The following is a 20,984-nucleotide window of genomic DNA, read 5'->3' as shown; positions in this document are numbered from 1 at the left end:
GGCCGTATTTGCCTCCCTAGCCGTAAGTATCGCGTGGACCACGCCCTGGGATCGACCTGGGGCCTCTTTTCCAGGAGGGTGCTCCGGGGCCCTGGAAACGGATCGTGTCGACACCGGCGTCGGGATAGCGTTCGGCGATGCGGACGAGGATCTCGTGGCGCATGTGCCGCAGCTGTGTCGCCCAGGCCGTCGACTGGCATTGGACGAGCAGGACGCCGTCCGCGATCGACACCGGTTCGGAGTACCTGGCGGTGTCCTCGCCGCACAACTCCGCCCAGTTCCCGAGGACCTCGTGCTGGGCGAGTGGCGAGTTCCACCCGAGTCCGGCGGTCAGCGAATCGATGACCGTCCCGAGGCCCTTGGGGTCGCGACCGACACCGTACGGCACCGAGTCCTGAGGCCCCTCGGCCGAGCGTTCGCGGCGTTTGCGATCACGGGAGATCCGTTCGCCACCGAAGATCTCCTTGAACCGGAGGTACACCGTGGCGGAGAGTTCCCCCGCCGGGTCGGCGTCCCGTCCGAGTCGCCGCGGCTCAGTCATGCGTCGACTCCGTGGGGAACGGCTCGTTCACTGGGCCGGCCGCATCTTCCGGACCGTCGACGATCCGTCCGGCCTCGATGCGCACGACGTGCGCGGTGAACCGTTCGGGGACGTCGTCGAACACGGCCGCGGTGATGATGACCTGGTCGTACTCCGCGACCGCGGCCGCGAGGCGTTCCCGGCGTCGCGAATCGAGCTCGGCGAAGACGTCGTCGAGGATGAGCACCGGGTCGCCGAGGGACGAGTCGGCCCGGAGGAGCTCGGCCGAGGCGAGTTTGGCGGCGAGCGCGAACGACCACGATTCGCCGTGGCTCGCGTAGCCCTTGACCGGCAGCCCGTTGAGACCGAAGAACACGTCGTCGCGGTGCGGTCCGACGAGCGTCAGGCCCCGCTCGAGCTCGGCCGACCGACGCTGCGCGAGCGCAGCACGGAACCGTTCCGCGATGCGCGCCAGATCGACGGGCGCGCCCGGCTCCACGCCCTCCGTGGGATCGGCGGCTGCCGACTCGTCCTCCGCATCGGTGCCGGCGATGCTGAGCACGGGCAGGAGGACCGGTCGGTGATCGTCGCCGGCCACGGCCTCGTACGCGGCACGCAGTGGCCCACCGAGCATGGCCAGGAGCTGCAGACGTTCGGCGATGATCTCCGTGCCGTACTGCACGAGTCGGTCGTCCCAGAGGTCGAGCGTCGCCAGGGGCCCGGACTTCAGCCCACGCGCCCTCGCCGACTTGAGGAGCGAGTTCCGCTGCTTCAGGGAGCGGTCGTAGTCGGCCATCACCCCGGCCAGGCGGGGGATCCGCTGCACGAGGAGCTGGTCGATGAACCGCCGGCGCGCCGACGGGTCGCCTCGGACGATCAAGAGGTCCTCCGGGGCGAACAGCACGGTGGACACGTACCGCGGCAGTTCGCGCGGCTTGATCTGCGACCGGTTCACCTGCGCGCGGTTGGCCGAACCCCGGTTGAGCTGCACCTCGGCGAGCAGCTCACGACCGTCATGCACGATGCGCGCCCTGATGATCGCCGCGTCGGCACCGTGTCGGATGAGCGCCTGTTCGGAGGAGACCCGATGGGACCCGAGGCTGCTGAGGTATCCGATCGCCTCGACGAGGTTGGTCTTGCCTTGGCCATTGCGACCCACGAACAGATTGGGTCCGGGTTCGAGCGCCACATCGACCACCGCGTAGTTGCGGTAGTCGGTGAGATTCAAGTGCCGCACGATCACCACGTCACCCTACCGCCTCGCCCTGACGCCGAACGGGTCGGGGCGCCGTCGGACGTCCGAGCGCGCCCGTCACGACGACGCAGGGTGAACGAAATCGACCCTCCAGCGGAGCGGAAGGCTCCGGGAGGGTCGATTTCGTTCGTCAGGAGACGTCGTGTCGTCAGTCGTCGGCCTTCTTGACCGCGTGTCCGCCGAACTGGTTGCGGAGTGCGGCGACAGCCTTCATGGCCGGCGAGTCCTCCTGGCGCGACACGAAGCGGGCGAAGATCGATGCCGAGATGGTCGGGACGGGCACCGCGTTCGCGATGGCCTCCTCGATCGTCCAGCGGCCCTCACCCGAGTCCTCGACGTAGCCCTCGATCTGCTCGAAGTCCGGGTCCTCCTCGAGGGCGCGGACGAGGAGCTCCAGCAGCCAGGACCGCACGACGGTGCCGCGCTGCCAGGCCTTGAAGGTGCCGGGCACGTCCTTGATGATGTCCTCGCGCTTGTCGAGGAGCTCGAAGCCTTCAGCGTACGCCTGCATGAGCGCGTACTCGATGCCGTTGTGCACCATCTTCGCGTAGTGGCCGGCGCCGACCTCTCCGACGTGGACGAAGCCCTCATCGCGCGGGCCTTCAGGACGCAGGGCGTCGAAGACGGGCATGACCCGCTCCACCTGCTCCTTGGAACCGCCGACCATGAGGCCGTAGCCGTTGTCGACACCCCAGACACCGCCGGAGACGCCGGCATCGATGTAGTCGATGCCCTTCGCCGACAGCAGTTCAGCGTGCTTGAAGTCGTCCGTGAAGCGGCTGTTGCCGCCGTCGATGATCAGGTCGCCGGCCTCGAGCAGGCCGTTCAGCTCCTCGACGACGGAGTCGGTGATGGCCCCGGCGGGGACCATGACCCAAACCGTGCGAGGTGCCGGGAGCGCAGCGACGAGGTCGCTGATCGTCGCGACGTCGGTGACATCGGGGTTCCGGTCGAAACCGGTGACCTCGATGCCGTTCGCACGCAGACGCGTGCGCATGTTGTTGCCCATCTTGCCGAGACCGACGAGACCGATGTGCATGGTGGATCCTTTGCGTGTCAGCGCAGCAGCAGGTTCGGCTGCAGCAGGTACTTGTAGCTGTCGGCACCCGGCTGATCCTTGGAGGATTGGCTCGTGATGAGCATGGGTCCCGGCTTGTTCGTGTTCTCCGTCTTCGTGAACGAGAACCGCACGTACTCGCTCCGGACCGCGGTCAGACCGTCGATCAGGAACTGCGGCTTGAGGGAGAGCACGATGTCGTCGCCGGTGAGGAGGGCGTCGATGCCCTCGGATGCCTGCGCCTGCTCGGATCCGACGGCTTCGAGCGTGAGGCCGTCGATGGTGAAGGTGAAGCGGAGAGCCGCTTCGCGCTCGAGGACGAGCGACATGCGCCTGGTCGCCTCGATGAGTTCCGCGGTGTTGATGATCGCGTAGTTGTCGGTCGTCTCGGGGAAGAGCCGCTTGACCGGCGGGAAGTTGCCCTTGATCAGCAGCGAGGTGACCGTCTTGCGGTCGGCCCGGAACGCGATGAGCTCGCGGTCGTCGCGATTCGTGATCGCGACGTTGATGTTGCCGCTGTGGCCGAAGGTCTTGCCGACCTCCTGGAGCGTGCGGGCCGGCACGAGGGCTGTGATCGTCTCGCTGGAACCGTCGCCCTGGCCCGAGTCCCAGTCGATCTCGCGGACCGCGACGCGGTAGCGGTCGGTCGCGACGAGGCTGAGGCTCGTCTTGGAGACCTCGAGCTGCACGCCGGTGATGACCGGGGTCACGTCGTCGCGGCTTGCGGCGACAGCGACCTGGCTCACTGCGGTGGCGAACTCGTCGGCGGGCACGAGGCCGAAGTCGGCGTCGACCTGCGGGATCGTCGGGTACTCCTCGACGGGCATCGATCCGAGCGTGAACCGGGCAGAACCACAGGTGACCTCGATGCGGTTCTCGACCTTGCTGAACCGGACGGGCGCGTTTGGAAGGCGGCTGGCGATCTCCGAGAGCAGCCGGCCGTTGACGAGTGCCGTGCCGGCCTCCTCGACCTCGGCCGCGATGCCGGTCTGGCTGGAGACCTCGTAGTCGAAGGAGGACAGGATGAGACCGTCGTCACCGGCTTCGATGAGGATGCCGTTCAGGATCGGCAGCGTCGGGCGCTGCGGGAGCAGCTTCACTGCGAACGAGACGGCTTCGCTGAATACATCCCGGTTGACGCTGAATCGCACGACAAGTCCCCTGTCTCTGGCTCTCGATGACGTCACCAATGCTAGTGGGTCTGCTTCCGGGGTCGAGTGGGACGAGGTGCTGTGGAGAAGCGGGCCTGGGGAAAGGTTGTTTGGCGGAGAGATCATTGAATTAACGGTTAACAGTCTTAACCGGTGTGGAAACTGTGGATAAGTCCGCCGAACCCGCTCGAACACAGGGAACTACATGTGTGTAACTTGGTGGTGGCCTGTGGAGAGAACGACACGAGGGTGTGGGACGCGGAGGCCGGTGAACGATGTTCACTCACAAGCCTGCCCGGAGCTTCCACATCTCTCCACAGGTTATCCACAGGCCTGCGAGGTCGGAATGTGGACAGATCGGACGCGGATCATGTCGTCGAATGAGCGCTCGTCGTCGCCTGATGAACGAAATCGGCCCCTCGAGCGCACCGAGTGCGTCGAGGGGCCGGAAACGTTCACCAGGACGCGTCAGGCGCCGTAGCGGAGGTTCTGCTTGATGCGGCTCGTGAGCTCGGTCACCTGGTTGTAGATCGACCGCTTCTCCTGCATGAGGTCGGTGATCTTGCGGTTGGCGTACATCACCGTCGTGTGGTCCCGGTTGCCGAACAGCTGACCGATCTTCGGGAGTGAGAGGTTCGTGAGCTCGCGACAGAGGTACATCGCGATCTGACGCGCCGTCGCGACCGCCTGCGACCGGCTCGAGCCGTACAGGTCGTCGACCGAGAGCTTGAAGTAGTCGGCCGTCGTGTTGATGATGTCGATCGGCGAGATGACGTTGTCGTCGTCGAGGCTGATGACGTCCTTCAACACCGTCTGGGCCAACGTCATGTCGACGGCGGTCCGGTTCAGGCTCGCGAACGCGACGACCCGGATGAGCGTGCCCTCCAGCTCACGGATGTTGCTCGACACCTTGGTGGCGATGAACTCGAGGACCTCGTCCGGGATGTGCAGCTTCTCGTTCTGCGCCTTCTTGCGCAGGATCGCGATGCGCGTCTCGAGGTCGGGAGCCTGGACGTCGGTGATGAGTCCCCACTCGAAGCGCGAACGCATCCGCTCTTCGAAGCCGGTGAGCGCCTTCGGCGGCAGGTCGCTGGTGATGACCACCTGCTTGTTGTGATCGTGCAGGGTGTTGAAGGTGTGGAAGAACGCCTCCTGCGTCTCCGCCTTGCCCTGGAGGAACTGGATGTCGTCGATCAGCAGGATGTCGATGTCGCGGTACCGCGACTGGAAGAACGAGCCGCGGTTGTTGGCGATCGAGTTGATGAAGTCGTTCGTGAACTCCTCGCTGGACACGTACCGGACGCGGATCCCCGCGTAGAGGTTCATCGCGTAGTGGCCGATGGCGTGGAGGAGGTGGGTCTTGCCGAGCCCGGAGTCGCCGTACACGAACAGCGGGTTGTAGGCCTTGGCCGGCGCTTCGGCCACGGCGACCGCGGCCGCGTGCGCGAACCGGTTGGACTGACCGATGACGAAGTTGTCGAAGCTGTACTTCGGGTTGAGTCGGGTGTCGTTCTCGCGAGCCGGCAGCGTGGGGGTCGGGGTCAGCTGCGGTTGCGGTGACTCGAGCGGTGCCGGGTCGATGTGCTGGAAGCCGGTCTGCTCGTACCGTTCCTCGACGATGTCGGGGTTGACGACGATCGCGTAGTTGCCGACGGGGCCGCCGTCGACGATGGACGCGAGTGCGGCGAGGATCGGTGCCCGCATGCGCTGGTTGAGCATGCCCATCGTGAACTCGTTGGGCACCTCCAGGTAGAAGGTGCCGCCCATGATGCCCTTGGGGACGATGAGGTTGAGGAACCCGCGGAGCGGCGGGGTGATGCGGTCGTCGACGGAGAGGATCTCGAGCACCGATTGCCAGGTCTCAGCGATCGCATCGTCGGCGTCCGACATAGTTCTCCCCACACATACTCACAGGTTCATCCACAGGCTCTCCCCTGAGTATTCGGGGCTGAGCGCGGTGCTATCCACACGCTGTGCATAACCCGAGGGCTTACGCTAACAACACGTCGCCCCAGTCCCAAATCACTGTACGGCCGCCCTGCGTGTCACTGCTACAATTTCTGTGAATCCTGTGGATAATCATTCGTTTGGGCGCCGCTGGTTTGACCTTCGCGCGAGTAGACCGTAGGTTTAATCAGTTGACTTCTGCCCACGGGCACCCTTCCGTACCCTGCTGCCACCTGTGCAGTGGTGGGTCATGATCCGGAGATCGTAATTATGAGCAAGAGAACCTTCCAGCCGAACAACCGTCGTCGCGCCAAGAAGCACGGCTTCCGTCTGCGCATGCGCACGCGTGCCGGCCGCGGCATCCTGTCGGCTCGTCGCGCCAAGGGCCGCACCGAACTCTCCGCGTAGAGCCGTCGTGCTCGAGCGTGCGAGCCGGATCACGTCCGGCGACGACTACCGAGGGGTAGTTCGTCGCGGGTCCCGGTTCGTCGGCGAGCACACGGTCACGTACGTACGCATGAACCCGAAGGGCGGACAGCCGCGCTTCGGGTTCATCGTTGCGAAAACGGTCGGTAATGCAGTGACCCGCAATCTTGTCAGACGTCGTTTGAAGGCCATCTGTCACGACAGCGTCGTTCAGGCTGCCCACGGCGCTGACGTGGTCATCCGGGCGCTGCCGTCTGCAGCGACGGCGCCGTTCGCCTCGCTCCATGCCGAGGTCGATCGCGCCTTCGCCAAACGCGGCGTCATCGTCGAGAGTTCGGACGCGCACCGATGAACGGCGTCCTCGCTGCCACCTGCCTCGCGCCCCGCAATGCTGCGGTGCTGGCGCTTCGCGGGTATCGCGCCGCGATCTCTCCGCTATACGGCGACGTCTGCCGGTATTACCCCAGCTGTTCCGCGTACGCTCTGGGAGCGGTGCAGCAACACGGTGTCGTCGTCGGTTCGGCGATGGCAGCGGCCCGCATCGCGAGATGCCACCCCTGGGCAGCACCTCGCTTCGACGAGGTGCCACCCAAGAAGAACTTCCGGTACAGCGTCACTTCTCACGGATTTGTCGTGCAACCGAGCCACGGAAAGGGCTGACCCGCACCTATGGACATCATCGGCACAATTCTCTGGCCGCTCAAATGGGCGGTCGAGCTGCTCCTCGTGGGCTGGCACCTGCTGTGGACGGCCATCGGACTCGACCCCGCGGCCGGTATCACCTGGGTCCTCTCGATCGTCGGGCTCGTCCTCGTCGTCCGTGCCGCCCTGATCCCCCTGTTCATCAAGCAGATCAAGAGCCAGCGCAAGATGCTCGAGATCGCGCCGCAGATGAAGAAGGTGCAGGAGAAGTACAAGGGCAAGCGCGACCAGGCCAGCCGTGAGGCGATGTCCCGCGAGACGATGGAGCTGTACAAGAAGCACGGCACCTCCCCCGTCAGCGGATGTCTGCCGCTGCTCGTCCAGATGCCGATCTTCTTCGCCCTGTTCTCCGTGCTCAACGACGCCCAGAAGAGCAAGGCCGGCGTCGGTCCCCTGAACGAGACCCTCGCCGTGCAGTTCGGCGACGCGAACCTGTTCGGGATCGCTCCGCTGCACACGAGCATGCAGGCGGCACTCGCCGGCAACCCGGTCAACTGGGCGGTCGTCATCATCGCCGCCGTCATGGTCATCCTCATGTGCGCGTCGCAGTTCATCACGCAGCTGCAGATCGTGTCGAAGAACATGTCGGCCGAGACGAAGGCCAGCCCGCAGTTCAAGCAGCAGCGGATCCTCCTCTACATCCTGCCCTTCGTGTTCCTCTTCTCCGGCTTCGCCTTCCCGCTCGGCGTGATGTTCTACTGGCTGACGTCCAACGCGTGGACGATGGTGCAGCAGTTCCTCGTCATCCGGAACATGCCGACGCCTGGTTCCGACGCTGCGAAGGCTCGTGAGGAGCGTCTCGCTCGGAAGGGCAAGCTCATGACGCCGAACGGCGACGTCATCTCGATCTCCGAGGCGCCGGTACCCGAGAAGAAGACCCCAACGCAGCGCCAGCAGCCCATGGGCAAGGCGCGTGCGAAGAAGCAGCAGACCGACGGACGAGACAAGTAGGAGTATCGGTGACTGACCAGGAACTGGCCCCGGCCCAGGACGAAGCACCCACCATCACGCAGCTCGAAGAAGAGGGCGACGTCGCAGCGGACTACATCGAGGAGTTCCTCGATATCTGCGACATCGATGGCGACATCGACATCGATGCCCGCAATGGTCGTGCGTACGTGTCGATCGACTCCCCCACGGAAAGCAACCTGCGTCTCCTGTCGCGTCCCGACACGGTGAACGCACTGCAGGAGCTGACCCGCCTGGCTGTTCAGAACCGTACCGGTGGCTTCTCCCGGCTCATCCTCGACATCGGCGGATCCCGCGAAGCACGTCAGCAGGAGCTCGGCGCCCTCGTGGAGCGAGCGGTCGAGCGCATCGAGGCCGGTTCCACCGAGGCGGCACTCCCCCCGATGTCGAGCTACGAGCGCAAGCTCGTCCACGACATCGTGTCGGCTCGCGGCTTCGTGTCCGAGTCCCACGGCGAAGGCCGCGACCGTCACACCGTCATCACCCGCGGCTGACGCGGCCTGATCGTTTCACGTGAAACTGCGATGACTGACGTGCCTGCAGGACTCGAACCGGAACCGGCGGAAGCAGCCGAGTTGTTCGGCGACCGGATCGATGTCGGTCGTGCCTTCGCCGCGAATCTGGCGGAGTTCGGTGAGCCACTCGGACTGATCGGGCCACTGGAGCTTCCGCGTCTCTGGACGCGCCACATCCTCAACAGCGTGATCGTTGCCCCGCTCCTTCGTGCCGGACGAGTCGGGGACGTCGGCACCGGCGCTGGGCTGCCTGGACTGGTCCTTGCGATCGCTCGGCCGGACGTCGAGTTCGTGCTCATCGAACCGATGGAACGTCGGGTCGCCTGGCTCAACGACCAGGTAGGCGTCCTCGGGCTCGAGAACGTCACCGTCGTGCGAGCGCGCGCTGAGGAGGTTCGCCTCGATGAGCCCCTCGACCAGGTGACCGCGCGGGCGGTCAGCGCGTTGCGCAAGCTACTCCCCCTCACTGCCCCCCTGCTTCGCGACGGCGGAGAGCTGGTCCTCATGAAGGGTGCCGGCGCGCAGGCGGAAGTCGACGCCTCGACGAAGGAGCTTCGCAAGTACCGGGTCTCCGGCGTCGAGGTTCGAACGCTTGGCGAGGGCGTTCTCGCGGAGCCGACCCGAGTCATCGTGGGAACCGTCCGCGGCTGAGGTCAGTCGAGAGCGCTCCGGCCTCCGTGAGGCGCGCCGCAGACGATCTTCGGCGGCTCGCGAGCTCTCGGGAGAATGGCTCCTGACGAACCGGCCCGGAAAATGCGGCCAGTTCAGCGGTCCTGAGTTCGTCAGGAACGATTCTCCGGTCCATTCGTACACTGATCTGGCCCGCTCGGCGGGCCGGATTCGAGTGTTTTCTGACTCTAGCTAGCGGTGTTGTCGCTGGTATCTTATATATGTTCTTTACTCGGCCCGTAGCCTCAGCCTGGTGTGGCGGCGCGGGCAACTCCAGCGACGTGCAGAGATGTTCCGCGCTCCGGAGATCGGCGAATCAAGACGTCGATGCTCGACGCGGTGGCCGGCCAGCTCGCTGTCACTTCGGAGATGGCGGACGAGTGCGGGTGGCAACGGTGGAGCTCTCAGGTTGGTGATCCGGTCGGGCTTGTCAGGGATCTGTGGCCTTCCTTCGAAGTCCGGGTAGGTCCGAGTCGGTACTTGGTTTCAGGGTAGGTGCGTCGCGCCGTCCCCGTCCCACACGTTCAACTGACTCGCGGTGGTGCATCACGTGGTGGACCTGTCGTTGGAGACCTGCTGCGAGATGCACATTCCGCCAGCTCCTCAGGTTCCTGTGGGCCGACTGGCGCCCGAGCGTCGGCAGGCTCATGTCCGCCGGCGGGTCGGTGTTGGCGGAGGTGCTGGGTCAGTTGCCGGTCGGAGAAGGAGAGGATGGTCTGCCTGCCGCTATCGCGTGCGTCGAAGTCGTCCCGTTCTTCGAGGTTCTGGCGCGGTGCGGTGCGTTCACGTTGGAGCATCCCGTGCTGCTACTCCGCGCTCTCCCCGGCGGCGAGGCACCGTGCACGGCGCCCATTCTGCGTAACGATGTGTCGAAGTGCGCCGGCACCGCGGATGTCGTACTCGTGACTCCTGTGAGCTTAGAAGAAGCAGGCGTATTCCCGATCGACGATGCATGATTCTGCGCCCAGGTGGCCTCGGCGGAGGGTGCTTGCCACCGGAAGGGTGAGATTGCGCGACGTTTCACGTGGAACGTGGGAGCGATGCCACTCGCTTGAGTCCTTCGTTTTCCGGAGTGGTTCCAATCGGCCTGGAGTCGTGTGTCCCAGTTCACTCAGTGAGTCGCGCCCAGGGAGGCCGTCGTGCCGGGACCGGCGCGGTGTTCGATGTTTCACGTGGAACATGGGTGGCGTTCTGCTCCTGCGTGGCTGTTACGCGGTGGTGCAGACGAGTTGAGTTCGACGAGCACAGTACGCGGTAGCGGGCTGGCTTGCGCTCGAGATCATACCCATCCGTTGCGTTGGTTCTCTCCAGAGTGTTTCACGTGAAACAGCGGGCGGGCGCGACGGATCGAGTGCGGGATCGGACCGATTCGCGATGCTTGGTCGCTACCACTCCCCCATTGTCGGATCACACCAGTGAGGCGGGCAGTGGGCTGTGGCGAGAGGCTGGGAAGGCGCCTATCGATGTGAGCCGCGGGACGGCTCGGCGTGCACGGAGTCTTGGTTTCACGTGAAACGCTGGCGCGGACTCGTGCCAGTCGCGCAGTGTTCCACCATATGAGCACGTGGAGACGGAGCCTGTGGATAACTCTGTGGACAGTTCTCGCACGTAACCGGAGGAACTGGCGATCCTCCGTGAAGAAGCGGGCCCCAACCGGCGTACCACCGCACTGTGGTCAACCCGCACCGGGGCAAGAGCCTGGACGTACTGGACCCGGAGTGGGGCTATCGGGTGCGAACTTCCGCGGAAAGACGCGGATCTCTGCCTGACTACAGAGGAACTTCCCCCATGGTTGTCAACACACGTCCGCCGGGCTCGTCTCGTGTTGACCCGACCAGCTTCGACCTGCACGCCCGGGGCTCGCGCGGTTGCGCGGGATCAGGCACGCCGGTGCCCTGTGGATAACCCTGTGGACGCAGGAGGGGGAGGTGTCCCTTCTGGGCACCATCCGGGACGTTCGAAGATATGCGGGTGTCGCAAAACGGCGCTCGAGGGCCTCCGTCCGTACGCACTCCCCCGATCACTGTCGGAGATCGCTCCCCTGGCGTCAGCCCACGCTGGTACGGTTGAAGGACACGTTTCGAGCAAGAAGGTTTCACGTGAAACAACCCGAACCAACGCATTCCGCGGCTCCCGAGCGCGACTCCGTTGGTAGCGCCTTCGACGCGTCCACGCCGTTGGCTCGCGAGCTCCACCATCTGACTGAGAGGCGTAAAGCCTTGGCTCACGCAACCCTGCCGACGCCCGACCACACTCGGGTCTTCACGGTCTCCAACCAGAAGGGTGGAGTCGGCAAGACGACGACCACCGTCAACATCGGCGCCGCCCTCGCTCGTTCGGGCGCTCGTGTCCTCGTGATCGACCTGGATCCCCAGGGGAACGCGTCAACCGCACTCGGTGTCGAGCATCACTCGGACGTCCCGAGTGTCTACGACGTCCTGATCGACGACTTCCCCCTGGCCGATGTCGTCCAGCAGAGCCCCGAGTTCCCCACGCTGTTCTGCGCTCCCTCGACGATCCATCTCGCCGGCGCGGAGATCGAACTCGTGTCACAGGTCGCGCGTGAGCACCGACTCCGCACGGCGCTCGAACAGTTCATCCAGGACGCCGAAGAGCCGTTTCACTACGTCCTGATCGACTGCCCGCCGTCCCTCGGCCTCCTGACGATCAATGCCTTCGTCGCGGCCAAAGAGGTACTCATCCCGATCCAGTGCGAGTACTACGCGCTCGAGGGCTTGAGTCAGCTCCTCAGTAGCATCCAGCTGATCCAGCGGCACCTGAACCCAGGGCTCGCCGTCAGCACCATTCTCCTAACGATGTACGACGGGCGCACCAACCTCGCGCAGCAGGTGGCCCAGGACGTCCGAGACCACTTCACCGGGCAGGTCCTCGAGTCGGTCATCCCACGAGCGGTGCGCATCTCCGAAGCCCCCAGCTTCGGGCAGAGCGTCATCAGCTACGACCCCACGTCACTCGGCGCGGTGTCCTATCTCGAAGCAGCGGCGGAGATCGCCAACCGATGGGCCGCAGGCTCCTCCGATACACCCGATACGAACCACCCTGAGGGAGTCAGTCACTGATGGCAACGAAACGAACTGGACTCGGTCGCGGGATCGGTGCACTCATTCCGACGACGAGTTCAGACTCGCAGGCGAACCGTCCCGTCGACGTCTTCTTCCCCGACAACCAGGGCACTGCCCGCAAGGCGGCGAAGGACGCGGCTACTGCCGCCGCGGACGCCGCCGCAGCAGAGGCGGCGGCAGCCGACGCGCCCACTGCACCGGACGCCGCTGCGCCCACGACAGATGGGCCGCAGCTCGTGGCCGTCCCCGGTGCCCGGCTGGCGTACCTCTCCCCCGAACTGATCGTGCCGAACGCCAACCAGCCGCGCACGGTCTTCGATGAGGACCACCTCGCCGAACTCGTCACGAGCATCCGTGAGGTGGGCGTGCTGCAGCCGATCGTGGTCCGACCGATCCCTGGCGACGACGAACGATACGAACTCATCATGGGTGAGCGCCGTCTTCGCGCCTCCAAGGAGGTGGGTCTCGACCGCATCCCCGCGATCATCAAGGACACCGCCGACGAGGACATGCTGCGCGATGCGCTGCTCGAGAACCTGCACCGCTCGGAGCTGAATCCGCTCGAGGAGGCTTCTGCATACCAGCAGCTCCTGGCCGACTTCGGAATCACCCAGGACGAGCTTGCAAACCGCATCGGTCGTTCCCGCCCTCAGATCAGCAACACCATCCGCCTGCTCAAGTTGCCCGCGGCCGTGCAGCAGCGCGTCGCTGCCGGTGTGCTGAGCGCCGGACATGCTCGCGCCATCCTGTCGCTGACCGATCCTGAGGCACAGCAGCGCTTGGCCGACAAGATCGTGAACGAGGACCTGTCGGTTCGCGCGGCCGAGGCTGCTGCGGCTCAGGGCGTTCAGGCCAAGAAGCCGCGTCCGGTGGCCGGGTCGCGACGCGGACAACTCGATGAGATCGCAGACCGCCTCGGCGACCGCCTGAACACCCGCGTGAAGGTGACGCTCGGTGCGAAGAAGGGACAGATGGTCGTGGAGTTCGCGACCATCGCCGACCTCAACCGCATTCTGAGCGAGCTTGGCGAGTCGGGATTCGGCCAGTCCTCCTGAGACTGTTTCACGTGAAACATGGGCCGCTCAGCCGCGGGGTCCCGTATGCGCTTCGCCAAGCTCAGGGACCAAAGCGGTGGAATCCTTGGATTGGCGGACAGCCACCTCATCTCGGCTACTGAGCTCTTCGAAGCGCGGCGCGGGTGCACTGTGATTGAGAACCCCTGATCAAAGAGACAATTCGGGATGTTTCACCTGAAACTCCTCGACAGCGAAAAACCGCCCGGCTCAGATGAGCCGGGCGGTTCCGTGGTTCAGAAAAACCTGATCAGGCGAGGAAAGCCGCGAGATCCTTCTCGAGTGCGGCCTTCGGCTTGGCGCCGATGACGGTCTGCACGACCTCGCCACCCTTGAAGACCTTCATCGCGGGGATGGAAGTGATCTGGTACTTCATGGCCAGGTTCGGGTTCTCGTCGACGTTCAGCTTGAGAACGGTGATCTTGTCGCTGTTCTCGGAGCCGATCGTGTCGAGGATCGGGCCGACCGCGCGACACGGACCGCACCAGGCGGCCCAGAAGTCGACGAGGACGGGCTTGTCGCTGTTGATGACCAGTTCGTCGAACGTGGCCTCGGTGACTGCATCTGACATGAGTGTTCTCCTTCGTGGTGGCCAGGCCGACAGCCTGGCCGTCGATCAAACGGTGGTGGTGAGCACGGGGTCGGCCGGCTGCGGACGACCGGCCGTCTGTGCTTCGCCGATGGCCGACGCTTCCCCGGCAGCCTGCTCGAGGTCTGCGAGGTAGTGCTCCGCGTCGAGGGCGGCGATGGTGCCGCTGCCGGCCGCGGTGATGGCCTGTCGGTACGTGGGGTCGATGACGTCGCCCGCGGCGAAGACGCCGGGGAGGTTGGTCTTCGACGAGCGGCCCTTGACGGCGATCGTGCCCTCGGGGGCGAGCTCCAGCTGGCCGTGGATGAGGTGCGTGCGCGGGTCGTTGCCGATCGCGATGAAGAGGCCACCGAGCGGCAGGTGTGTCTCGGTGCCGTCGGTGGTCGAGCGCAGCGTCACGCCGTCGACCGCGTCGGCGCCGGTGATGCCGGCGACTTCGCTGTTCCAGATGAACTCGATCTTCTCGTTCGCGAACGCACGGTCCTGCATGATCTTCGACGCGCGCAGGGTGTCCTTGCGGTGGATGACGTACACCTTCGACGCGAACCGCGTGAGGAAGGTGGCCTCCTCCATGGCGCTGTCGCCGCCGCCGATGACCGCGATCGTCTTCTCCTTGAAGAAGAAGCCGTCGCAGGTGGCGCACCAGGACACACCGTGGCCGGAGAGTCGCTCTTCGTCGTGGAGGCCGAGCTTGCGGTAGGCGGAGCCGGTGGCGAAGATCACGGTGTGTGCCTCGTGCACCTGTCCGTTGCCGAGGGTGACCGTCTTGACGTCGCCGTCGAGCTTCAGCTCGGTGACGTCGTCGTAGAGGACCTCGGTGCCGAACCGCTCCGCCTGCTCCTGGAGCTTCATCATGAGCTCGGGGCCCTGGATGCCCTCGGGGAAGCCGGGGAAGTTCTCGATCTCGGTGGTGTTCATGAGCTCGCCGCCGGCCTCGACCGATGACGCGACGAGCAGCGGCTGCAGCGAGGCGCGGGCAGCGTAGATCGCCGCCGTGTAGCCGGCGGGTCCTGATCCGATGATGATGACCTGACGCACGATGCTCCTCAGTGGTTCGTGGGCTCCCGGACCAGGTGGGTTCCGGGGTTCCGAGTGGTGTAACACATCCTAACCGGCCGCTATTCCGCTCCCCCCGGGGCCTCGGGCAGCTCTCAGCCGGTGTGCGTGAGGTGGCGTCGACCCGTGGGTGTCAGCGCCCGAACCGGGCGAGGACGGGCGCCAAGGCCGCCTTGAGCTCCGGCGTGCGGAGGAGGGCGAGCACCGCGAGGTACACGGCGGCCATCGCCGCCCCGACGACGCCCATGGTGACGATGGCGCCGGGGATCGTGGCGGTCGGGAACCCTTCCTCGCTGACACCGCCGAGCAGCAACAGCACGACGACTCCGACCACAGCCGCAGGCACGGCGGCGGCGATGAACCGGACCAGGCTCAGGATGATACGTCGGCCGTCGAGACCCCCCAGCCGGCGCCGGAGCAGCAGTGCGGCGACCACGGTCTGTGCGATGCACGCGATCGTGATGGCGAGCGCGACGCCGGCACCCACCAGATGTGGTGGGAGGACCAGGAGCACGATCAGCGCCAGGAGGACGAACAGGAGGGTCTGGAACAGGGTGAAGAAGAAGGGCGTCTTCGTGTCTCCGAGGGCGTAGAAGGCGCGCTGGAGGACGAAGAGGATGCAGAAGGGCACGAGTCCGATCACGAACGCGATGATGATGCCGCCCATCGCCTGCGCCTGTTCGAACGTCTCGGCGAAGACACTGCCGAACGGCACGGCGACCACCATGATGACGGCCGCTGCGAGCACGATGAGGACGCTCACGACGCGGATGGCCCCGGAGATGTCGGCCTGCAGCCGCGGGATGTCCCGTCCGCGATCGCGTGTGCCCTGCGCGTGCTCGCTCATCCGCGTGAAATAGGCCGTCGCGATCGAGACGGTGATGATCGAGTGCGGGAGCATGAAGATCAGCCAGGCGTAGTTGAGGATCGCGACCGAGGGTCCCTGCTTGCTCACGGAAGCGACGATCTGGGTCTCGACGATCCCCGCACCGGTCGTCAGGAGCAGCATGCCGAAGGTCCAGCTGGCGATCCGCCCGGTGGCGCGGAGGCCGACGCCTCGCCACTGGAAGTCCGGTCGGAAACGCAGTCCGGCCCGACGCCAGAACAGCATGAGGAAGGCGGCCTGGACGACGACGCCGAGGGTGGCGGAGCCTGCGAGGAGCACCGTTCGACCGTCGGTCCACTCGCTGACCGCGAGGTCGCCGCTGCCGTACAGCGTGATGAAGGCGATCAGCCCGGCGATCGCGATGACGTTGTTGAGCACCGGTGCCCAGGTGAACGGTCCGAACATCTTGCGTGCGTTCAGGACCTCCCCGAGGACGGTGTAGAGCGCGTAGAACAGGATCTGCGGGAGACACCAGTAGGCGAATGCCGTCGCGAGCGCGAATTGATCAGGCGACAGCGTCGCGGCGACGATGAACACGAACACGGGTGCGAGCAGGGTGATGAGCGCGGTGGCCCCGCCGATGAAGACGAGGGTGATGGTGACGAGCTTGTTGATGTACGCGTTGCCACCGTCGGCATGGATCCCCGCACGGACGATCTGTGGCACGAGCACGGCGCTGAGCACGCCGCCACCGATGATGACGTAGATCGTGTTCGGGAGCTGGTTGGCGATCGCGAAGGTGTCGCCGATGACCAGGACGCCGATGGCCTGAGCCACGAGGATCGCCTTGACGAAGCCGAGCAGTCGGGAGACGAGGGTTCCCGAGGCGAGGAGCGCGCTCGCCCTGCCGATGCCGTCAGCCATTCGTCTCCTGTCGTCCGGGTGACGACTCTACCGGGGGCTCATCGCCTGGCGGCTGACCGCCGTCCGGAGCATCTGTGGGGGCGGCGGACGTGGCACCCGAGCCGCGTCGCTTGGCTCGTCGGCTCAGCACCATGCGGACCACACCGCTGACGAACAGTAGGGCGACGAGCAGGGCGAGGACGACGGCACCGATGCCCTCCCAGTCGGCGCGGACGTTCACGCCCACGAAGGACTGTTCGCCGATCGCCTGCCCGCTGGTGCTGAAGAGTTGCAGACGGAGGGTGACGTCGCCGTTGCCGATCTGCGACTGCACGGGGACGAGCACGGTGGCGCGCGAGTCCGCGGCGATCTCCTGCGTCACGGAACCGGAGATGCTCAGTCGACCGTTGCTCGGCGAGGCCTCCATGACCACGGTGACGGGATAGGGCAGGTCATTGCGCACGGCGAACGGCAGGGACACCTCGCCGCCGACCATGTTGATGCGACTGCTGTCGGTGACGCGCACCGACGCGAGGACCGTGTCCGTCCGTTCCTGCTGCGCGGTCACCGCCGATCCCCAGTCGCCCTCCGTACGCAGCCAGCCGGCCGCGAGGCTGGAGAGCAGGGTGGCGCGCTCCCGTCCGGTCAGCAGCTCGGGTTCGTCGAGCACCGAGGAGAAGGCGGTGACGTCCTGTTCCTCGTCGAGGAGGACCTGCACGTCGGACACGCGTTCGCTGTCGGGTGCCATCGCCCCGAGCGTCGCCGCGGCAGGGGGCTCGGCGAGCGTCGCCGCCAGGGAGGTCTGCGTCGTGGCCGGCAGGGAGCGGAGCGCGTTCACGGTGTCGGCGAGGGCGGGCAGGGTCGCGTCCACTCCCCGAGGCAGCACGGCGACGACCGTTCCGCCGGACGATCCCTCGGTGCCGATGGCGGCCGCCCGCGCGTTCACGTCGGCGATGGCGCTCTCGAACGCGGCGTCCGTCGTGGCGGCGGCGGCGTCGCCCAGCGACTCGGCGAGGCCGTGGTCGGCCAGCAGCGTCTGTGCCGTGCCGACCGCCGTCGAGGCGCGCACGGACTGTCCGGTGTCGGTCGTGTTCGCGGAGTCGAGCAACGTGACCGTTCCGCCCGATGCGGCGAAGACGGCGAGATCCGCATCGGTCACCGCGCCTCCCGCCCACACGATGCTGGGGAGCGAGTAACTCCACCTGAGGAGCTCGTCCATCGTCGGAACGGTCGGCACCGCCTGGCCGGGGGTCTCGGACGGGCTCGGTGTGGGTGCCGGTTCCTCCGACGGAGTGGCTGCCGCCGATGGTTCGGAGGACGTGGCCGGTGAGGAGCCGGCCTGCGGAGTCGGCTGGACGTCGTCGGGCCCGGTGGTCGGCGACGCGGTCGGGGTGGGCGTCTCGGTCGGCTGCACGACGGGGAAGTCGGCGACGTTCAGGGCGAAGGAGAACGAGCTCGGGGTCAGCAGTCGGTCGAGGCCGGCTTCGGCCTGCACGGCGGGTTCGGCGTCGCCGTACTGGAGCGCGAAGGTCTCGTTCGGAGCGGCCTCGAGGCGGGCGAGCCAGGCGACGGCGCTCTCCGGTGCGCGCGTGCCGAGCGCCCGGATGGACGCGATGATGCGTGGGTCGATCCCGAGCGCGATCTGCTCGCCGAAGAGTGCGTCGAGCTGCGTCGTGAGCGCGCCGTCGTCGGCCGTGAGCTCGGTCAGTTCGTCCGCATCGAGGAGTCCGCCGTAACTGAGCGGCACGGTGAGCGGGGCGACGAGCGCGACGGTGGCTGACGTGGGCTGTCCTTGCGCCCGCCAGACGAGCGCCGTCCGACCTCCGGCCGCCGTGTCGCCCGCGACGTAGCCGGCTGAGACGCCGTAGGAGCCCCACGCGTCGGTGTCGTCGAACCCCAGCGCCGGAGGAGTGAAGTCGAGCCCGCTGACGACGTACTGCTGCCCGGCGATGAGCTCGGGGATGTCGATCGTCCGCACCACGGTGGTGCCGGCGGGGGTCGCGGCCGCGTCCGCACCGGTCGTGTCGAGCCAGGCGTCGAGCGCCGCCGTGCCGGTGATCCGCGCCGTGGTGATCGCCACGGACACGGAGCCGGCGGGGAGATCGGCGTCGGTGCCGTTCGTGAGCGTGATGCCGAACGAGGTGAGGGACGAGGGTTCGACCGCTCCCCCGTCGCTCGGACTCACCTCGACGGACACGAGGCCGTCGGGAGTCGATGCCGTGTTCGCGCTCAGCTCGGGCGAGGCGATCGCGCTGGAACCCGTGGACCATCCGCCGGCGGACACCACGGCGAACGACAGCGCGGCTGCTGCGAGGGCGCTGAGGAGGCGTGGGCGGTGGCGGTGGCGTGTCATGGGCGGTGGGGACGGTCCGCTCGGGCGGAGCCGTCCGGTGACGATTGTACGGGGGCCTCCCAGTCGAACCTGGATGCTTGTGCGCTGTACGACGCCGATGCGACGGCGGCGGAGGTGTGAGGCGGCCTCGCGTCCTACGCCCGCGGGGCCGGGTCGGACGTCTCGGAGGAGTGCGTCCCGTCCGCTCGTGCTCCGGCTTCGTCCTCTCGGTCCTCCCGGCGCCCGGCGCCGAGCGACAGGGTGGCGAGGAAGCCGACGGCCAGGAATCCTGCGGCCGCGAACGCCGCGGAGCGGGTGCCGTCCGACAGGGCGATCCTGGCGTCCTCGGCCACCGTCGCGGTCGCCGGGTTCGCGTCGAGACCGGCGATGGCGGCGCCCGAGCTGTCGACGACACTCGTCACGAGGGCGTCGCGCTGCGCGGTCGGCACACCGGCGTCCTCGAGTCGTCCGTCGAGGACCGACGCCGTGCTCACGAAGAGGATGGTCCCGAGGACGGCGATACCGAGTGCCGAGCCGATCTGCCTCGCCGTGCTCTGCGTCCCGGAGCCCTGGCCGCTCTGCTCGACGGGCACGTCCTTCAGGACGACGCCCGTCAGCTGTGCGGTGGCGAGACCGACGCCGAAGCCGTAGACGAACAGGAACGGCACGATCGCGAACCATTCGGTCGCCGGCCCGACGACCAGCCCGATGCCCGCGACACCGATGATCTCCGCGACGATGCCGACGCGGACGATCAGGACGGGCGCGACCCGGTTGCCGAACGCGCCGGCGAACCCGCTCGCGACGAAGGAACCGATCGCGAGGGCCAGGAGGATCAGACCGGTCTGCAGTGCGCTGTAGCCGAGGACGAACTGGAGCCAGATCGGCAGCGAGAGGATGATGCCGAACTCCCCCAGCGAGACGATGAGGGCGGCGATGTTGCCGTTCCGGAACGACGGCAGTGAGAACAGGGAGAACGCGATGATCGTGCTGCGCCTCTGGCGCATCCGGTGGCGTCCCCAGAGGACGAACGCGACACCTGCGAGGACCGTGACCATGAGTGCCACGGGTACCGGGGAGAGGCTGAACGGCCAGGTCCAGTCCCCGATGACGAGCGGGTTGTCCGTGAGCCACCACCCGAGACTCCGGCCCTCGATGAGTCCGTAGACGAGGGACGCGCTCGTCAGGATCGACAGGACGGCGCCGACGGCGTCGATGCGGTCGGTCGCGGGTTCCCGCGACTCCGATACGAACAGGAGCAGTCCGACGATGATGAGGACACCGAGCGGCACGTTGATCCCGAACGCCCAGCGCCAGGAGAAGTCGGTGGTGAGCCAGCCGCCGAGGAGCGGACCGACCGCCACCATGCCCCCGATCGTGGAGCCCCAGACCGCGAAGGCGATCGCACGGTCGCGGCCTCGGAAGGTCGCGTTGATGATGGAGAGGGTCGTCGGCAGGATCATCGCGCCGCCGACGCCCTGGATGACTCGGGACAGGATCAGGAGGTCGCCCGTCGGCGCGATGGCGGCGAAGACGGAGGCTCCGCCGAAGACCACGACGCCGATGAGCAGCATGCGACGACGGCCGAACCGGTCGGCGAGCGTGCCGAACACGATGAGCAGTGCGGCGAAGACGAGCGTGTAGGACTCCTGGACCCACTGCACCTGGGTCGAGGAGATCCCGAGGTCGTCGACGATCGACGGGATCGCCACGTTGACGATCGTCGAGTCGACGATGATGAGGGCGACGGCGATGCTGATGACGACGAGGCCGAGCCATTTGCGACGGTCCGACGGCGAGCGCTCAGGCTTCGCGGAAGGCGTGGACTCCGTCATGCGCGGAAACGATCAGCTGGCTGCATATTCTGATTATGCGCCTTCTCGAGGCTGATGTCACACGGACATCCGGTGG

Annotated in this window: 18 protein-coding genes; 8 read left to right on the top strand and 10 right to left on the bottom strand. The window is 66.6% G+C overall.

All coding sequences use genetic code 11. The features are described 5' to 3' along the window. Positions 1-16: 16 nt before the first annotated feature. The 5 genes from ACLIME_RS13995 to dnaA all read right to left on the bottom strand — a co-directional run bounded on the left by ACLIME_RS13995 (position 17) and on the right by dnaA (position 5,873). Positions 17-541 carry a DUF721 domain-containing protein gene (locus ACLIME_RS13995; RefSeq protein ID WP_079704322.1) on the bottom strand — a complete coding sequence of 175 codons (525 nt, stop codon included), beginning with the start codon at positions 539-541 and terminating at the stop codon, positions 17-19. Continuing rightward, complete coding sequence (gene recF / locus ACLIME_RS13990) at positions 534-1,763, bottom strand: DNA replication/repair protein RecF (protein WP_411557286.1); 1,230 nt, start codon at positions 1,761-1,763, stop codon at positions 534-536. The genes ACLIME_RS13995 and recF overlap by 8 nt, the downstream gene beginning before the upstream one ends. A 160-nt stretch (positions 1,764-1,923) precedes the next feature. Continuing rightward, entirely contained in the window at positions 1,924-2,814 is an 891-nt protein-coding gene (gene gnd / locus ACLIME_RS13985; protein ID WP_064294036.1) for a phosphogluconate dehydrogenase (NAD(+)-dependent, decarboxylating), read from the bottom strand. A gap of 17 nt (positions 2,815-2,831) precedes the next feature. Further along, positions 2,832-3,983 carry a DNA polymerase III subunit beta gene (gene dnaN / locus ACLIME_RS13980; RefSeq protein WP_064294037.1) on the bottom strand — a complete coding sequence of 384 codons (1,152 nt, stop codon included), beginning with the start codon at positions 3,981-3,983 and terminating at the stop codon, positions 2,832-2,834. A gap of 468 nt (positions 3,984-4,451) precedes the next feature. Continuing rightward, the gene (gene dnaA, locus ACLIME_RS13975) at positions 4,452-5,873 is read right to left on the bottom strand and encodes a chromosomal replication initiator protein DnaA (protein WP_064294038.1); all 1,422 of its coding nucleotides are present in this window, start codon (positions 5,871-5,873) and stop codon (positions 4,452-4,454) included. A 327-nt stretch (positions 5,874-6,200) separates the two neighbouring features. Between dnaA and rpmH the strand changes: the two genes are divergently transcribed. From rpmH to ACLIME_RS13935, 8 genes are all read left to right on the top strand, one after another. Further along, entirely contained in the window at positions 6,201-6,338 is a 138-nt protein-coding gene (rpmH, locus tag ACLIME_RS13970) for a 50S ribosomal protein L34 (protein WP_056010217.1), read from the top strand. Then, the gene (gene rnpA, locus ACLIME_RS13965) at positions 6,277-6,708 is read left to right on the top strand and encodes a ribonuclease P protein component (RefSeq protein ID WP_338000133.1); all 432 of its coding nucleotides are present in this window, start codon (positions 6,277-6,279) and stop codon (positions 6,706-6,708) included. The genes rpmH and rnpA overlap by 62 nt, the downstream gene beginning before the upstream one ends. Further along, positions 6,705-7,016 (top strand): membrane protein insertion efficiency factor YidD, encoded by a 312-nt coding sequence (gene yidD, locus ACLIME_RS13960; protein WP_079003764.1) that lies wholly within the window; start codon positions 6,705-6,707, stop codon positions 7,014-7,016. The genes rnpA and yidD overlap by 4 nt, the downstream gene beginning before the upstream one ends. Positions 7,017-7,025: 9 nt before the next feature. Then, positions 7,026-8,009, top strand: coding sequence for a membrane protein insertase YidC (gene yidC, locus ACLIME_RS13955; protein ID WP_124767832.1), 984 nt, complete (start codon positions 7,026-7,028; stop codon positions 8,007-8,009). Between the two features lie 8 nt (positions 8,010-8,017). After that, on the top strand, positions 8,018-8,521 hold the full coding sequence (locus ACLIME_RS13950; protein ID WP_064294041.1) for a protein jag: 504 nt from the start codon (positions 8,018-8,020) through the stop codon (positions 8,519-8,521). Positions 8,522-8,551: 30 nt separating this feature from the next. Further along, entirely contained in the window at positions 8,552-9,193 is a 642-nt protein-coding gene (gene rsmG, locus ACLIME_RS13945; protein WP_124767831.1) for a 16S rRNA (guanine(527)-N(7))-methyltransferase RsmG, read from the top strand. Positions 9,194-11,388: 2,195 nt separating this feature from the next. After that, a complete protein-coding gene (locus ACLIME_RS13940; protein WP_274500041.1) occupies positions 11,389-12,291 on the top strand; it encodes a ParA family protein in 903 nt (300 codons plus the stop codon). After that, on the top strand, positions 12,291-13,349 hold the full coding sequence (locus ACLIME_RS13935) for a ParB/RepB/Spo0J family partition protein (RefSeq protein WP_124767830.1): 1,059 nt from the start codon (positions 12,291-12,293) through the stop codon (positions 13,347-13,349). Before ACLIME_RS13940 ends, ACLIME_RS13935 begins: the two co-directional genes overlap by 1 nt. Positions 13,350-13,617: 268 nt before the next feature. Here ACLIME_RS13935 and trxA read toward each other — a convergent pair whose 3' ends face one another. The 5 genes from trxA to ACLIME_RS13910 all read right to left on the bottom strand — a co-directional run bounded on the left by trxA (position 13,618) and on the right by ACLIME_RS13910 (position 20,908). After that, positions 13,618-13,938 (bottom strand): thioredoxin, encoded by a 321-nt coding sequence (gene trxA, locus ACLIME_RS13930; protein WP_064294045.1) that lies wholly within the window; start codon positions 13,936-13,938, stop codon positions 13,618-13,620. Between the two features lie 45 nt (positions 13,939-13,983). Then, entirely contained in the window at positions 13,984-14,994 is a 1,011-nt protein-coding gene (gene trxB / locus ACLIME_RS13925) for a thioredoxin-disulfide reductase (RefSeq protein ID WP_086472471.1), read from the bottom strand. A 151-nt stretch (positions 14,995-15,145) separates the two neighbouring features. Beyond that, a complete protein-coding gene (gene murJ / locus ACLIME_RS13920; protein WP_411557285.1) occupies positions 15,146-16,762 on the bottom strand; it encodes a murein biosynthesis integral membrane protein MurJ in 1,617 nt (538 codons plus the stop codon). Next, entirely contained in the window at positions 16,755-19,094 is a 2,340-nt protein-coding gene (locus tag ACLIME_RS13915; protein ID WP_411557284.1) for a DUF6049 family protein, read from the bottom strand. The genes murJ and ACLIME_RS13915 overlap by 8 nt, the downstream gene beginning before the upstream one ends. A gap of 134 nt (positions 19,095-19,228) precedes the next feature. Next, entirely contained in the window at positions 19,229-20,908 is a 1,680-nt protein-coding gene (locus ACLIME_RS13910) for a DHA2 family efflux MFS transporter permease subunit (protein ID WP_411557283.1), read from the bottom strand. Positions 20,909-20,984: the final 76 nt, after the last annotated feature.

It is taken from the genome of Plantibacter sp. MPB07 (assembly GCF_046619465.1).
Lineage (GTDB): Bacteria > Actinomycetota > Actinomycetes > Actinomycetales > Microbacteriaceae > Plantibacter > Plantibacter auratus.
Note: the sequence above shows the minus strand (reverse complement) of the source record. Positions and strands in the feature narration are given on the sequence as shown.

What these genes read in the sequence shown, in the direction of transcription:
- ACLIME_RS13995 (WP_079704322.1), bottom strand. Translation starts at nt 541, where the DNA reads ATGACTGAGCCGCGGCGACTCGGACGGGACGCCGACCCGGCGGGGGAA.
- gnd (WP_064294036.1), bottom strand. Translation starts at nt 2,814, where the DNA reads ATGCACATCGGTCTCGTCGGTCTCGGCAAGATGGGCAACAACATGCGC.
- dnaA (WP_064294038.1), bottom strand. Translation starts at nt 5,873, where the DNA reads ATGTCGGACGCCGACGATGCGATCGCTGAGACCTGGCAATCGGTGCTC.
- rpmH (WP_056010217.1), top strand. Translation starts at nt 6,201, where the DNA reads ATGAGCAAGAGAACCTTCCAGCCGAACAACCGTCGTCGCGCCAAGAAG.
- yidD (WP_079003764.1), top strand. Translation starts at nt 6,705, where the DNA reads ATGAACGGCGTCCTCGCTGCCACCTGCCTCGCGCCCCGCAATGCTGCG.
- yidC (WP_124767832.1), top strand. Translation starts at nt 7,026, where the DNA reads ATGGACATCATCGGCACAATTCTCTGGCCGCTCAAATGGGCGGTCGAG.
- rsmG (WP_124767831.1), top strand. Translation starts at nt 8,552, where the DNA reads ATGACTGACGTGCCTGCAGGACTCGAACCGGAACCGGCGGAAGCAGCC.
- ACLIME_RS13935 (WP_124767830.1), top strand. Translation starts at nt 12,291, where the DNA reads ATGGCAACGAAACGAACTGGACTCGGTCGCGGGATCGGTGCACTCATT.
- trxA (WP_064294045.1), bottom strand. Translation starts at nt 13,938, where the DNA reads ATGTCAGATGCAGTCACCGAGGCCACGTTCGACGAACTGGTCATCAAC.
- murJ (WP_411557285.1), bottom strand. Translation starts at nt 16,762, where the DNA reads ATGGCTGACGGCATCGGCAGGGCGAGCGCGCTCCTCGCCTCGGGAACC.
- ACLIME_RS13915 (WP_411557284.1), bottom strand. Translation starts at nt 19,094, where the DNA reads ATGACACGCCACCGCCACCGCCCACGCCTCCTCAGCGCCCTCGCAGCA.
- ACLIME_RS13910 (WP_411557283.1), bottom strand. Translation starts at nt 20,908, where the DNA reads ATGACGGAGTCCACGCCTTCCGCGAAGCCTGAGCGCTCGCCGTCGGAC.